14 protein-coding genes are annotated in these 13,743 nt (G+C 66.5%); 5 read left to right on the plus strand and 9 right to left on the minus strand.

Annotated elements, in window-relative coordinates; genetic code table 11:
* Positions 1 to 70 precede the first annotated feature (70 nt).
* Positions 71 to 1,123 carry an anthranilate phosphoribosyltransferase gene (gene trpD, locus V3W46_RS11535; RefSeq protein ID WP_331783265.1) on the minus strand — a complete coding sequence of 351 codons (1,053 nt, stop codon included), beginning with the start codon at positions 1,121 to 1,123 and terminating at the stop codon, positions 71 to 73.
* 104 nt (positions 1,124 to 1,227) lie between these two features.
* Between trpD and ctaE the strand changes: the two genes are divergently transcribed.
* Genes ctaE through qcrB form a run of 4 tightly spaced genes read left to right on the plus strand, consistent with a single transcriptional unit; the run spans position 1,228 to position 5,506 of the window.
* Positions 1,228 to 1,857 carry an aa3-type cytochrome oxidase subunit III gene (ctaE, locus tag V3W46_RS11540; protein ID WP_331783266.1) on the plus strand — a complete coding sequence of 210 codons (630 nt, stop codon included), beginning with the start codon at positions 1,228 to 1,230 and terminating at the stop codon, positions 1,855 to 1,857.
* A gap of 52 nt (positions 1,858 to 1,909) precedes the next feature.
* Positions 1,910 to 2,710 (plus strand): cytochrome bc1 complex diheme cytochrome c subunit, encoded by an 801-nt coding sequence (qcrC, locus tag V3W46_RS11545; RefSeq protein WP_331783267.1) that lies wholly within the window; start codon positions 1,910 to 1,912, stop codon positions 2,708 to 2,710.
* Positions 2,711 to 2,759: 49 nt separating this feature from the next.
* On the plus strand, positions 2,760 to 3,848 hold the full coding sequence (gene qcrA, locus V3W46_RS11550) for a cytochrome bc1 complex Rieske iron-sulfur subunit (RefSeq protein ID WP_331783268.1): 1,089 nt from the start codon (positions 2,760 to 2,762) through the stop codon (positions 3,846 to 3,848).
* Positions 3,845 to 5,506, plus strand: a complete 1,662-nt coding sequence (qcrB, locus tag V3W46_RS11555; RefSeq protein WP_331783269.1) for a cytochrome bc1 complex cytochrome b subunit — start codon at positions 3,845 to 3,847, stop codon at positions 5,504 to 5,506. The genes qcrA and qcrB overlap by 4 nt, the downstream gene beginning before the upstream one ends.
* 119 nt (positions 5,507 to 5,625) lie before the next feature.
* Here qcrB and V3W46_RS11560 read toward each other — a convergent pair whose 3' ends face one another.
* The 6 genes from V3W46_RS11560 to V3W46_RS11585 all read right to left on the minus strand — a co-directional run bounded on the left by V3W46_RS11560 (position 5,626) and on the right by V3W46_RS11585 (position 11,187).
* Positions 5,626 to 5,850, minus strand: a complete 225-nt coding sequence (locus V3W46_RS11560; protein WP_331783270.1) for a hypothetical protein — start codon at positions 5,848 to 5,850, stop codon at positions 5,626 to 5,628.
* A gap of 84 nt (positions 5,851 to 5,934) precedes the next feature.
* Positions 5,935 to 6,351 (minus strand): cytochrome c oxidase subunit 4, encoded by a 417-nt coding sequence (locus V3W46_RS11565; RefSeq protein ID WP_331783271.1) that lies wholly within the window; start codon positions 6,349 to 6,351, stop codon positions 5,935 to 5,937.
* A gap of 2 nt (positions 6,352 to 6,353) precedes the next feature.
* Positions 6,354 to 8,060, minus strand: a complete 1,707-nt coding sequence (gene ctaD / locus V3W46_RS11570; protein WP_331783272.1) for an aa3-type cytochrome oxidase subunit I — start codon at positions 8,058 to 8,060, stop codon at positions 6,354 to 6,356.
* Between the two features lie 11 nt (positions 8,061 to 8,071).
* Entirely contained in the window at positions 8,072 to 9,052 is a 981-nt protein-coding gene (ctaC, locus tag V3W46_RS11575; RefSeq protein WP_331783273.1) for an aa3-type cytochrome oxidase subunit II, read from the minus strand.
* A gap of 217 nt (positions 9,053 to 9,269) precedes the next feature.
* Complete coding sequence (gene erpA, locus V3W46_RS11580; RefSeq protein WP_331783274.1) at positions 9,270 to 9,632, minus strand: iron-sulfur cluster insertion protein ErpA; 363 nt, start codon at positions 9,630 to 9,632, stop codon at positions 9,270 to 9,272.
* A 97-nt stretch (positions 9,633 to 9,729) separates the two neighbouring features.
* Positions 9,730 to 11,187 (minus strand): dipeptidase, encoded by a 1,458-nt coding sequence (locus V3W46_RS11585; RefSeq protein WP_331783275.1) that lies wholly within the window; start codon positions 11,185 to 11,187, stop codon positions 9,730 to 9,732.
* A 57-nt stretch (positions 11,188 to 11,244) separates the two neighbouring features.
* On the opposite strand from V3W46_RS11585, the gene V3W46_RS11590 reads away from it, so the two are divergent.
* A complete protein-coding gene (locus V3W46_RS11590) occupies positions 11,245 to 11,826 on the plus strand; it encodes a DUF3043 domain-containing protein (protein ID WP_331783276.1) in 582 nt (193 codons plus the stop codon).
* Positions 11,827 to 12,065: 239 nt separating this feature from the next.
* Here the strand turns inward: V3W46_RS11590 and V3W46_RS11595 are convergent, their stop codons facing one another.
* Together V3W46_RS11595 and nrdR are read right to left on the minus strand one after the other, a co-directional pair.
* Positions 12,066 to 13,106 carry a quinone-dependent dihydroorotate dehydrogenase gene (locus V3W46_RS11595; RefSeq protein ID WP_331783277.1) on the minus strand — a complete coding sequence of 347 codons (1,041 nt, stop codon included), beginning with the start codon at positions 13,104 to 13,106 and terminating at the stop codon, positions 12,066 to 12,068.
* Positions 13,103 to 13,678, minus strand: a complete 576-nt coding sequence (gene nrdR / locus V3W46_RS11600; protein WP_331783278.1) for a transcriptional regulator NrdR — start codon at positions 13,676 to 13,678, stop codon at positions 13,103 to 13,105. Before nrdR ends, V3W46_RS11595 begins: the two co-directional genes overlap by 4 nt.
* Positions 13,679 to 13,743: the final 65 nt, after the last annotated feature.

Consider the following 13,743-nt stretch of genomic DNA (forward strand, 5'->3'; position numbering starts at 1 on the left):
CGGCGTCATCGCCGGCCTCGTCGCCGTACCACTCCTCCCCATCCTGACCTGACGCGCGGCGGCACCGGCGTCAGCGCCGGGTGGCCGCCACCCACTGGTCGAGTTTTGCAGCGGCCGCCCCGGAATCGATCGCCTGGGCGGCCGTCTGCATCGCCGCCGCGAAGCGTTCGACGATGCTGCGCAGCGCCTCCGACGGGTCACGGGCCAGGTCGAAGGCGACCAGGCCGGCGGCGGCGTTCAACAGCACGATGTCGCGAACAGGGCCCACGTCGCCCGCCAGCACCCGGCGCACGGTCTCGGCATTGGCGCGGGCATCCCCGCCCCGCAGGTCATCGATCGAGCTGCGCCTGATGCCGAGGTCGCGCGGGTCGAGGTCGTGCTCGGTCACCGCGCCGCGCGAGACCTCCCAGATGTGGCTATGCCCTGTTGTGGTCAGCTCGTCAAGCCCGTCGTCGCCGCGCAGCACCAGCGCGGTCGCGCCCCGGGTCTGGAACACGCCTACGAAGAGCGGTACGCGGTCGAGTTGCGCCACGCCGACGGCCGAGGCTTCGGGCCGCGCCGGATTGCACAGCGGGCCCAGGTAGTTGAACACCGTCGGAACACCGAGCTCCGACCGAACGGCACCCGCATGCCGGAAACCGGGGTGGAACTTCGCCGCGTAGGCGAAGGTGATTCCCGCCTCGGTGAGCACCGCCGCGACGCTCTCGCCGTCGAGGTCGAGGTCGAGCCCGAGGGCGGCCAGAACGTCAGACGAACCCGACAGCGAGCTCGCCGCCCGATTGCCGTGCTTCACAACGGGCACACCGGTTGCAGCCGCCACGATCGACGCCATCGTCGACACGTTCACGGTGCCGAACCGGTCACCGCCGGTGCCCACGATGTCGAGCGCGAAGGGGTCGACCGGCAGCTCGACGGCGTGATCGAGAATCGCGTCGCGAAAGCCCACGATCTCGTCGACCGTCTCGCCCTTCGACCGCAGAGCGACCAGAAAACCGGCGAGCCGGGCGTCGCTCGTGCGGCCCTCCATCACCTCGTTCATGGCCCACGTCGCCTCAGAGACAGAGAGGTCTTTCTTCTCCAGCAGAGACGAAATTATGTGAGGCCAACTCTGTTCGTAGGTCATAACAGCGATCCTAAATGGTGCGTGCCTGCGACCAGATCGAAATCGACTTCTACAGAGTGTGGCAAATGCCAAACGCCGGATAAGAAATCGGACATAATGGAACCGTGACGAGCCAATCGCTGACCCAATCCCCCACCGCACCCCTGGTGCAGCGGCCCAATGTCGTGGCCGTCGGTACGATCGTCTGGCTGGGCAGCGAAGTCATGTTCTTCGCCGGCCTGTTCGCGATCTACTTCACGCTCAGGTCGACATCGCCTGAACTGTGGAACACCGAAGCCGGTCACCTGAACGTACCGTTCGCGACCGTGAATACGCTGATCCTCGTATCGTCGTCGTTCACCTGCCAGTTCGGTGTGTTCGCGGCCGAGCGCCTGCAGGCCCGCGCCACCGGCTGGAAGCCGACGCAGTGGGGCATGGTCGAGTGGTTCTTCCTCACCTACATCCTCGGTGCGCTGTTCGTCTCCGGCCAGGTCTGGGAGTACTCCAACCTCGTTCAGGAGGGCATCACCATCAGCTCGTCGGCCTACGGGTCGGCCTTCTACCTCACGACCGGCTTCCACGCCCTCCACGTGACGGCAGGGCTGTTCACCTTCCTGCTGATGATCGGCCGGGCGTTCGCCGTGAAGAACTTCGGCCACCGCGAGGCCACCAGTGCCATCGTCGTCTCGTACTACTGGCACTTCGTCGACGTGGTGTGGATCGGCCTGTTCCTCGTCATCTACATCCTCAAATAGCGCGCCGCACCACCGTTTTTCGAACACCGTGTCACAAAAGAGAGTTGAGAGAATGGCCCGCAAACCTGCGAAAGCGAACAGACGACACCCCCTGGCCACTGTCGTTCTGATCGCCATCGGGCTTGCCTTCACCGGCGGCGGGTACGCGCTGTTCACGAGCACGGCGACGGCGAAGACCGACACGGCCTCGGCCACCGACAGCGCGTCGAGCGTCGCAGAGGGCTCGAAGCTCTTCGCCGCCAACTGCGCCACCTGCCACGGCATGAACCTCGAGGGCTCCACGGCCGGTCCGAGCCTGCTCGGCGTCGGTGCGGCATCCGTCGACTTCCAGGTCGGCACCGGCCGCATGCCGCTGGCGATGCAGGGCCCGCAGGCCATGGAGAAGCCGCCGCAGTTCACGGCCGAGCAGACCCAGGCCCTCGCCGACTACGTCGCGTCGCTGTCGCCAGGACCGGCCATTCCGACCGACGACCAGCTCACCACGACCGGCAACGCCACCAACGGCGGCGAGCTCTTCCGTATCAACTGCGCCATGTGCCACAACGTCGCAGGCGCCGGTGGCGCCCTCACCGAGGGCAAGTTCGCCCCCGCCCTGACCGACGTCGACGCCAAGTACATCTACGAGGCGATGCTGACCGGGCCGCAGAACATGCCCGTGTTCAACGACCACAACATCACGCCCGAAGACAAACGCGACATCATCACCTACCTGAAGTACCTGCAGAACAACCCCTCACCGGGCGGATTCGAGCTGGGCAACCTCGGGCCGGTCGCCGAAGGCCTCTTCATCTGGATCTTCGGTATCGGTGCCGTCGTGGCGCTGACGGTCTGGCTGACAGCAAAGTCGAACTAGCAGCTCCTGCGCACTGCACACACATTCTTGAGGCTCGAAAGGGAACACCATGGCACACGACGACAGCAGCGGTAAGGACCTAGCCGCTACCTCGTCTGGGTTGGGCACGGTAGCTGGCACCGCAGTCGAACACGCAGAGGCCGACGGTGGCCTCGCGGTCATCACCACCGACACGTTCGACAACCCCGGTCTGCCGCCGACCCGCCACCGTTCGACCGACATCGACCCGAAGAAGGCCAAGCACGCGCAGCGCGTGGTCTACACCCTCTTCTACCTGTCGATCGCGGGCAGCATCTTCGCCCTGGCGGCGTACATGGCCTTCCCGATCAACGACGATCTCACGTCGGTTCGCCTGAACACCGTCTTCCTCGGCCTCGGCATCACGCTCGCGCTGTTCGGCATCGGCCTCGGCGCGGTGCACTGGGCCAAGGCGCTCATGTCAGACGAAGAGGGCGAAGACATCCGCCACCCCGTGCGATCGGCCGCGGCCACCCGCACGGCTGCCGTGCAGATCTTCGACGAGGCGAACAAGGAGTCGGGCTTCGGCCGGCGCACCCTCATCCGCAACAGCCTCATCGGCGCCCTCGTCGCTTTCCCGCTGCCAGCGGTCATCCTGTTCCGTGGCCTCGCGCCCGAGTACAGCAACCCGGCTGCGCTGCTCGAAACCACCATGTGGAGCGCGGGCACCCGCCTCACGCTCGACCCGTCTGGCCTGCCCGTCAAGGCGGCCGACGTCACCATCGGGTCGGCGTTCCACATCATTCCGGAAGGGCTGAACGACCAGCCCGACCGCCTCGAGCAGAAGGCCAAAGCGGCCGTGCTGCTCATGCGCATCAACCCGGCCGACCTCAACGTCAGCCCGGGCCGTGAGACCTGGAACTACGACGGCATCGTCGCGTACTCCAAGATCTGCACGCACGTCGGATGCCCGGTAGCACTGTTCGAGCAGCAGACCCACCACCTGCTCTGCCCGTGCCACCAGTCCACGTTCGACGTGAACAACGAGTGCCAGGTCATCTTCGGCCCGGCCAAGCGTCCCCTGCCTCAGCTGCCGATCACGGTCGACTCCGAAGGCTACCTCGTCGCGCAGAGCGACTTCACCGAGCCCGTCGGCCCAAGCTTCTGGGAGCGATCATGAGCACCATCGAACGACCTACCACCCCTCCTGACGAGATCGCAGACCCCGCCTTCAGCGACACGCCGAAGCTCGCCGCGACGCCGTCGTCGCGCTTCACCGCCGCCGCCGCCAACTACATCGACGAGCGCACCAGCATCTCGGCCGTCGTCAAAGAGTTCGGCCGAAAGATCTTCCCCGACCACTGGTCGTTCATGCTCGGTGAGGTGGCGCTCTACAGCTTCGTCGTCATCCTGCTGACCGGCACCTTCCTGACGTTCTTCTTCCAGGCGTCGATGGCACCGGTCACCTATGCCGGCCCGTTCGTGCCCCTCAAGGGCGTCGAGATGTCGGCCGCCATGGATTCGGCGCTGAAGATCTCGTTCGAGGTTCGCGGTGGCCTGCTCATCCGGCAGATCCACCACTGGGCGGCGCTGTTGTTCATCGCTTCCATCGGCCTGCACATGCTGCGCATCTTCTTCACGGGAGCGTTCCGCAAGCCGCGCGAGCTGAACTGGACCATCGGCTTCCTGCTGTTCATCCTCGCCCTGGCCGAGGGCTTCACCGGGTACTCGCTGCCCGACGACCTGCTCTCGGGCAACGGCCTGCGCATCATCGACGGCATGGTGAAGGGTATCCCCTTCGTCGGCACCTGGATCTCGTACCTCATCTTCGGCGGCGAGTTCCCGGGCGAGCAGATCGTGGGCAGGCTCTACACCCTGCACATCCTGCTGCTGCCGGCCATCCTCGTGGCGATGATCGCGCTGCACCTCGTGTTCGTGGTCGTGCACAAGCACACCCAGTACGCCGGTGCCGGCAAGAGCAACGAGAACGTCATCGGCTACCCGGTGCTGCCGGTGTACGCGGCGAAAGCCGGCGGGTTCTTCTTCATCGTATTCGGTGTGATCGCGCTCATCGCGTCGTTCTTCACCATCAACCCGATCTGGAACTACGGCCCGTACGACCCGTCGCCGGTGTCGGCCGGCACCCAGCCCGACTGGTACATCGGCTTCGCCGACGGTGCCCTGCGACTGATTCCGCCGGGGCTCGAGTCGGTGATCTGGGGCCACACGTACTCGTGGAACATCCTGATTCCGATCGTGGTTCTGGGCCTGTTCATCTCGACGGTGGCGCTGTACCCGCTCGTCGAGGGCTGGGTGACGGGTGACAAGCGCGAGCACCACATTCTCGACCGCCCGCGCAACGCCCCGACCCGCACCGCCATCGGCGCTGCAGGCGTGACGTTCTACGCGGCTCTCTGGGCGGCGGCCAGCTCCGACCTCATCGCCACGCACTTCCAGCTGTCGATCGAAGCGGTCATCCACTCGATTCAGGCCGCCGTCATCCTCGGCCCGATCATCGCCTACTTCGTCGCCAAGCGCGTCTGCCTCGCGCTGCAGAAGAAAGACCGCGAGATCGCGCTGCACGGCTTCGAGTCGGGCCGCATCGTGCGCCTGCCCGGCGGCGAGTACATCGAGGTTCACCAGCCGGTCGACGAGTACGAGCGCTGGCGCCTGGTGACCTTCAACGAGTACAAGCCGCTGATGATCCGCCCGAACGCCAAGGGCAAGATCACCGCTCCTCAGCGGGTGCGCGCTCGCATGTCGCGCTGGTTCTTTGAAGACCGCATCGCACCGGTCACCAGGACCGAGCTCGAGCGCCAGTCGCACGACCACCACTAGGTCGCACCTGCGACACCGGATGCCCTCCCCCACTGTCGGGGAGGGCATCCGTCGTTAACGGGGCTTTAGCTGTTCTTCGCGGCAGGCACGCCACCGGCGGATGGGCCGGCGGTCTGCGGTCAACGGCGCAGCAGGCGCCTGATGGCCTGCTTCAGGCGGTGCGTCTGCGCGTCGGTGAAGTCGTTGGCCAGGTCGAACGCCTCGCGCGTCGGGTCGGCGCCTGCGGCGATCGCGCGCAGCGCCTCCTCCGCCTTCTGCTGCTGCAGTGCACTCCGCTCGTGCGGAGCGTTCTGCTGCTGCACGGGGCGCTGTTGCGGGGTCGGGTGCGGCGGCTCGTCGGTCACTCCCCCACGGTACAACGCCGAAAGGCCCTCCCCGACCGCGTAAGCAGATCAGGGAGGGCCTTCAGCGAGCCGTCAGGCGCGGTTCTACCGGGCGAAGAAGCCGCGGTAGTACTCGTACACCCAACCGACGATTGCAATCAGGATGAGGGCCACGCCGATGAAGCAGATCCAGGTGCCGACGGCGAGACCGGTGACGAAGATCGCCAATGCGCCACCGAGGATGATCGGCCACCAGCTCCACGGGCTGTAGAAGCCCATCTCGGGGTCACCATCGTCGATGTTCGACGTGAGCACGTCTTCGGGCAGCTCGCCGCCCTGGGCCGAATGAACACGGCTGAGGTAGAACGCGATGAACCCGGCCAGGATGGCGCCCAGGCCGATGCCGATGGTGCCCACCCACTCCACGTAGCCGTAGGAGATGAGCGACCAGAGAATGTAGATCGCGTCGGCCAGTAGGAAGAACCCGGAGAGAATCCAGAAGACGTTGATATTGGCGCGCACGCTTACTTCACCCTCTCGGTCTGGATGTCGTAGGTCGGGGCATCCGGAGCGTCTTTCGCCGGGCCCACACCCACCGGCACGCCGGCTTCGGGGTGGTTCAGGTCGAACGCCGGCGACTCGCTGCGGATGCGCGGGATCGAGGTGAAGTTGTGGCGCGGTGGCGGGCACGACGTCGCCCACTCGAGCGAGCGGCCGTAGCCCCACGGGTCGTTCACCGTGACGCGCGGCGCCTTGCGTGCCGTGATGTACACGTTCAGGAAGAACGGGATCATCGACGAGGCCAGCAGGAATGCGCCGACCGTAGAGATCTGGTTCATCCAGGTGAACCCGTCGTCGGGCGAGTACGTCGCGTAGCGGCGGGGCATGCCGACCACACCCAGCCAGTGCTGGATGAGGAACGTCGTGTGGAAGCCGATGAACAGCAGCCAGAAGTGCCACTGGCCGAGCTTCTCGTTGAGCATCTTGCCCGTCCACTTCGGCCACCAGAAGTAGAAGCCCGAGAACATGGCGAACACCACGGTGCCGAAGACCACGTAGTGGAAGTGGGCGACGACGAAGTACGAGTCGGAGACGTGGAAGTCGAGCGGCGGCGACGCCAGGATGACACCCGTGAGGCCACCGAAGGTGAAGGTGATGAGGAAGCCGATGGCCCACATCATGGGTGTCTCGAAGGTGACCGAGCCGCGCCACATCGTGCCGACCCAGTTGAAGATCTTCACGCCCGTGGGCACCGCGATGAGCATGGTCATCAGGGCGAAGAAGGGCAGCAGCACCGAGCCCGTGACGTACATGTGGTGGGCCCACACCGTCACCGAGAGGGCCGCGATCGAGATCGTCGCGTAGACGAGGGTCTTGTACCCGAAGATCGGCTTGCGGCTGAACACCGGCAGCACCTCGGAGATGATGCCGAAGAACGGCAGCGCGATGATGTACACCTCGGGGTGGCCGAAGAACCAGAACAGGTGCTGCCAGAGCAGCACGCCGCCGTTGGCCGCGTCATAGATGTGGCCCCCGAACACCCTGTCGACGCCGAGCGCCGAGAGCGCAGCGGCCAGAACCGGGAACGCCATGAGCACGAGGATGGAGGTGACGAGGATGTTCCAGGTGAAGATCGGCATGCGGAACATGGTCATGCCGGGGGCGCGCATCGTGATGATCGTGGTGATGAAGTTCACGGCGCCGAGAATGGTGCCGAACCCCGAGAGTACGAGCCCGAACACCCAGAGGTTGCCGCCGTCTCCCGGTGTGAACGTCGTACTCGACAACGGGGCGTAGGCGAACCAGCCGAACGAGGCCGCACCCTGCGGGGTGAGGAAGCCGCCGACAGCGATGGCCGAGCCGAAGGTGTAGAGCCAGAAGGCCAAGCCGTTCAGGCGCGGGAACGCGACATCCGGAGCACCGATCTGCAGGGGCATGAGCACGTTGGCGAAGCCCGCGAACAGCGGTGTCGCGAACATCAGGAGCATGATCGTGCCGTGCATGGTGAAGAGCTGGTTGTACTGGTCTTTCGTGGCCAGCAGCTGCTCACCCGGCTCGAACAGCTGCGCCCGGATGACGAGGGCCATCACGCCGCCGAGGCAGAAGTAGATGAACGACTCGATCAGGTACATGTACCCGATGGTCTTGTGGTCGGTGGAGGTGATCCACTTGACGAAAACGTTGCCCTTACGCTCGACCGGGGTCAGTTTGGGGGCGGTTAGTGTTGTCATCTTCGCGCCTTCTAGTTCGAGCTGCTCGTCGTGACGGATGCGGTGCTGCTGGAGTCGGCTGCCCCGTCGACGGTGTCGGCGACGGCAGCCGGCGTCTCGGCCGGAAGGGCGTCGGCGCCCTCGTTCAGCGGCGAGGTGGTGCCCGGCAGGTTCGTGTTGCGGTTGTAGTCGTCGCCCAGCTGGCCGACGTTGCCCTGGGCCTTCAGCGACGCGGTGTAGGCGTCGAAGTCGGCCTGCGAGACCACCTTGACGTTGAACAGCATGTCGGAGTGGTACTCGCCGCAGAGTTCGGCGCACTTGCCGGCATAGGTGCCGATGCGCTCAGGGGTGACGTACATGTAGTTCGTCTTGCCCGGGATCATGTCTTTCTTGTACAGGAAGTCGATGACCCAGAACGAGTGGATGACGTCGCGTGAGTGAAGCTCGATCGTGATCTTCTTGCCGACCGGCAGGTAGAGGGTCGGAATCTGACTCTCGACGAGGGCGCTGTTCGCGTCGGCGGCACCCGGCTCGGGTGTCTGCGCCTGAACGCCGGCCGTGTAGGTGTTCTGATCGACGTAGTTGAAGTCCCACGCCCACTGCTTGCCGTAGATCGAGATCGTCTGGTCGGGCTGCGCGTAGGGCTGCTCGATGTCGGCCTGGTCTTGCGCGGTGAAGGCGAAGAACCCGAGAACGAGGATGAGCGGCACGATCGTGTAGAAGATCTCGATCGGCATGTTGTAGCGCAGCTGAACCGGCAGGCCCGTCTGGCCACGGCGGCGGCGGAAGACGACCACGGCCCAGATCGTGAGGCCCCAGGTGATGACGCCTACACAGAGCAGCACGATCCATGAGGTGACCCAGAGACCGGTCACCATGCTGGTGTTCGTGGTGGTGTCGGGTTCGGCCGGCAGGAAGCCCTGCAGCTGCTCCTGCGAGCAGCCGGCGAGCAACAGACCGACGGTCACGATGACGGGAACCGCAACCCATCTAAGACGACGTTTCGAGCGCACCTGTAACCCTTCGGATGTACTGCTGGCAGATCTTGTGTCAAGTGTATTTGACGCTGCCTAGCCTACTGTGTCGAATTCAGGCTGAAAGTTTCTGCGGGTGGGGCTGTCAACCGTGTCTGGGTCTGCTAGCACATGAGAAAACCCCCCGAGATCCGCATGATTACGGGCCTCGGGGGGCAAAGCTGAGTAATTCTACCCAGCGTAGAAATTTTTTGGATCAGTGGAACGAGTCGCCGCAGGCGCAGCTGCCTGCAGCGTTCGGGTTGTCGATGGTGAAGCCCTGCTTCTGGATGGTGTCTTCGAAGTCGATCGTCGCCCCGTCGAGGTATGGAACGCTCATCTTGTCGACGATGACCTCGACGCCGTCGAAGTCGACGACACCGTCGCCGTCGAGCTGGCGCTCATCGAAGTAGAGCTGGTAGATCAGGCCCGAGCATCCGCCGGGCTGAACGGCCACGCGCAGGCGGAGGTCGTCACGACCCTCCTGCTCGAGCAGGGTGCGAACCTTGGTGGCCGCCTGGTCGGTGAGACCGACTTTGTGGGCAGGCGCTTCGACCTGAGGTGCGAGGGTGTCGCTCATGAGTGTCTCCTATCGGGTGACCTGATATACCGCAATTCTAAACCAGCAACCTGCGTGCCCGGCGATTCATTCCGGGGTTGGTTGAAAACGTCGGCACTCAGGTTGTGGTGGAACCGTTCTGCGCGAGCTCGTCGGTCGTCTGGCCGGCCAGCCGGGCCAGCAGCAGCGCCTCGGTGAGGATCGCGCGTTTGAAGACCCCGAGGTGCAGCGACTCGTTCGGGCTGTGCGCCCGGGAGTCGGGGTCTTCGACCCCCGTCACCAGAATCTGGGCCTCGGGGAAGACGCGCACGAGGTCGGAGATGAACGGAATCGACCCGCCCACGCCGGTCTCGAGCGGCTCCCTGCCCCAGCCGTCTGCCATGGCACGTTTGGCCTCGGCGACAGCCCAGCCCGAGGTGTCGACGAGGAACGGCTGCCCCGTGTTCACCTCGCTGAGCTCGAGGTGAGCGCCGAAGGGGGCGTGGGCCGTCAGATGCCTCGTGAGAGCGTCGAGGGCAGCCTGAGCATCCTGACCCGGGGCGACCCGGGAGCTGATCTTGAAGGCCACCGAGGGCAGCAGCGTGTTGGAGGCGTTCGCGACCGTCGGCGCATCGACGCCGGTCACCGTGATCGTGGGCTGCGCCCAGAGCCGCGAGAGCAGCGGGCCGTGGCCGATCGGTGCGACGCCCGGCAGTAGTGCGGCATCCGTCGAGAACGTCTCGTCGCTGGCGTCGGGCACCGCCATGTCTGACGAGGTCAGCCCGTCGACGGCGACGCTGCCGTCATCGTTCCAGAGTGTGCTGAGCAGCCGGATGCCCGCCAGCATGGCATCGGGGGCGGCTCCCCCGAACATACCGGAGTGCGACGCGTGTTCGAGGGTGGAGACGGTGAGTGTGAAGGTGGCGTTGCCGCGCAGACTGACGGTGAGGGCGGGGGTGTCGACGTTCCAGTTGTCGGAGTCGGCCACGATGATCACGTCGGCCGCCATCTGGTCGCGGTGCGTCTCGAGGAAGTCGACGAACGAGTTCGAGCCGAACTCCTCTTCGCCCTCGATGAAGATCACGAGACCGAGGTCGAGGTCGTCGCCGAAGGTGTCGGCGAGGGCCCGCACCGCCGCGACGTGCGACACGACGCCGGCCTTATCGTCGGCTGCACCGCGGCCGTAGAGCCGGTCGCCGCGCACGGTCGGCTCGAACGGCGGCGACTGCCAGTCGGCGTCGGAGCCGGGCGGCTGCACGTCGTGGTGCGCGTAGAGCAGCACGGTCGGCCGGCCGTTGCGCGCGGCGCGGGTGGCCAGCACGGCAGGCTGGCCCGACTCGCCGGTTTGGGTCTTCGCCCGCGCGACGTCGACCGAATCGAACACCCCGGTGGCCTCGAACAGGGCGGCGACGGCATCAGCACTGTCGGCCACCCGGGCGGGATCGAACGAATCCCACGACACAGAGGGAATGCGCACGAGATCGGTGAGATCGGCGATGCTGGTCGGCAGTGAGCGCTCGACAAAGCTCCGGATGCTCGCCTCCCGTTCGCCGTCAGCGTTGAGTTTGTCGGTGGGGCTGCCCTGTTGCTCGGTCATACCGGTAATCTTAAGGGGCTGACTGTACCCGCAGTCTGCGAGACTCGAGGACTCACTGTGGCTAAGCGCGATTCATCATCAACCGTCGACGAGATCGTCACGTCGGCTCCCCTCACCGAGACGGCCCCGGCCGGCAAGGGCCGCGCGACCCCCACCCGCAAAGAGCGCGAGGCCGCGAACAAAAAGCCCCTCGTGCCGAGCGACCGCAAAGAGGCGGCCCGCCAGGCGAAGAGCCAGACCCAGGTGGCACGCGAGCGTGCCCGCGTCGGCATGGCCGCCGGCGAAGAGAAGTACCTCCTCGCGCGCGACAAGGGTGTGCAGCGACGCTTCGTGCGCGACTACGTCGACGCGCGGTTCAGCGTGGGCGAGGTCATCATTCCGGTGATGTTCGGTGTCATCCTGCTCACGCTGCTGCCGAACACGAGCATCCAGACCTACCTGATGCTTGTGCTGTACGCCTTCGTGCTGGTCGTCGCGGTCGACATCTACATCATGGGCACCAAGATCAACAACCGCCTCAAGGCCAAGTACGGCTCGCTCGATCGCGGCCTGCGCTGGTACGGCGCCATGCGGGCCCTGCAGCTGCGCCCCATGCGCCTGCCCAAGCCCCAGGTCAAGCGCGGCCAGTTCCCGGCCTGACGCACGGGCCCGCCTGACCGGCCGCGGCACCTCGCCGGCGGGTCGTGGTCGGCCCGCAGCTAGCGCGCAGCCGCCGCAGTTCGGCATGAGCGCAGCACTTCGGAGCATCCGCGGCCGTTCGAGGAGGCGCAGATGCGCCAAACCCGGGCACGCACGATGTGACGACCCGGAGACGGGAGTCGCCGCAGGGTGAGGCGGCGGCAGGGGTCGCCGGACGTCAGGGGCCGGGCGACGGGAGGTCAGGCGGAGGTGCGCAGGCGCAGCAGGCCGCGGTTGATGTGGCGGGCCCAGAGGGGGCCGCGGTAGAGGAACGCCGTGTAGCCCTGCACGAGGGTGGCGCCGGCGGCCAGGCGCTCGGCGACGTCGGCGGCCGTCTCGACGCCCCCGACCGAGATGATGCAGAGTTCGGGGGGCACGACGGTGCGCAGCAGTTCGAGCACGGCGAGCGAGCGTGCCGCCAGGGGTACCCCCGAGAGCCCGCCGGCGCCGGCGGCCTCGACGGTCGCGGGCGCGGCGCGCAGGCCCTCGCGCGAGATGGTGGTGTTCGTGGCGATGATGCCGTCGAGGCCGAGCGAGACGGCGAGTTCGGCGATGCGGCGCACCTCGTCATCGGTGAGGTCGGGGGCGATCTTCACGAGCAGCGGCACGGTGCCGGCCTCTTCGCGCACGGCGACGAGCAGCGGGGCGAGCTTGTCGAGCTCCTGCAGGCCGCGGAGGCCAGGGGTGTTCGGCGACGAGACGTTGACGACGAGGTAGTCGGCGACGGGGGCGAGGGCACGGGCGCTGGTGCGGTAGTCGTCGATCGCGTCGTCGACGTCGACCACGCGGCTCTTGCCGATGTTGACTCCCACGACCGGGCGCCAGGGTGCGGTCGTCGTCTCGGCGATGCGCAGCGCGGCGGGGCCGGCTCCCCCGTTGTTGAAGCCCATGCGGTTCACGACGGCCCGGTCATCCACGAGCCTGAAGAGGCGTGGGCGCGGGTTGCCCGGCTGCGCCTTGGCCGTCAGCGTTCCGACCTCGACGTGCCCGAAACCCAGCTGGCCGAGGCCGAGAATGGCGCGACCGTCTTTGTCGAAGCCTGCGGCGACGCCGAACGGCGAGGCGAAGGTGAGACCGAGCGCCCGAACCTCGAGCGAGCGGTCGGGCGCCGTGAACCGGCGGAGGCGCTCGCCCAGCGCCGTGCGTGGCAGGGCCCGGATGACGTCGAAGGCCAGGTGGTGCGCGTCTTCGGGGTCGATGCGCGAGAGGATGTGGCGGAACAGCAGTGAATATGCCGTCACGACGCGTCGCCCGGGCGGCCCTTCGCGGCACCGGCCGCCGGAGCAGCGGAACCCCCGGCGTGGCCCTCAGCCGAACCCGCAGCACCGCCGGCCGTGCCGGCCCCGCCGTCGTCTGCGGCACCCGCGCCGTGCTCCATGCGCAACAGGGTGATGGCCGCCTCGAAGTCATCCAGCGAGTCGAACGCCTGGTAGACGCTCGCGAACCGCAGGTAGGCGACCTCGTCGAGCTCACGAAGGGGCTGCAGGATGGCTAGACCGATGTCGTTCGCCTCGATCTGCGCGGCGCCCGTCGATCGAACGGTCTCTTCGACCCGCTGGGCGAGCACGGCGAGGTCGGAGTCGGTGACCGGCCGGCCCTGGCAGGCCTTGCGCACGCCGTTCATGATCTTCTCGCGGCTGAACGGAACGACCACGCCGCTGCGCTTGATCACGTTGAGGCTCGCGGTCTCGGTGGTGCTGAAACGCCTGCCGCACTCGGGGCACTGGCGCCGGCGCCGAATGGCGACCCCGTCGTCTGAGGTGCGCGAGTCGACGACGCGGGAGTCGGGGTACCGGCAGTACGGGCAATACATGGTGAGTCGAGTTTACCGGGCAAATCTCTGCCGCACGGCGGCTGCCGACCCGCCCGGTGGATTCT

Origin of the sequence: Subtercola sp. YIM 133946 (genome assembly GCF_036553535.1) — a bacterium.
GTDB lineage: Bacteria > Actinomycetota > Actinomycetes > Actinomycetales > Microbacteriaceae > Subtercola.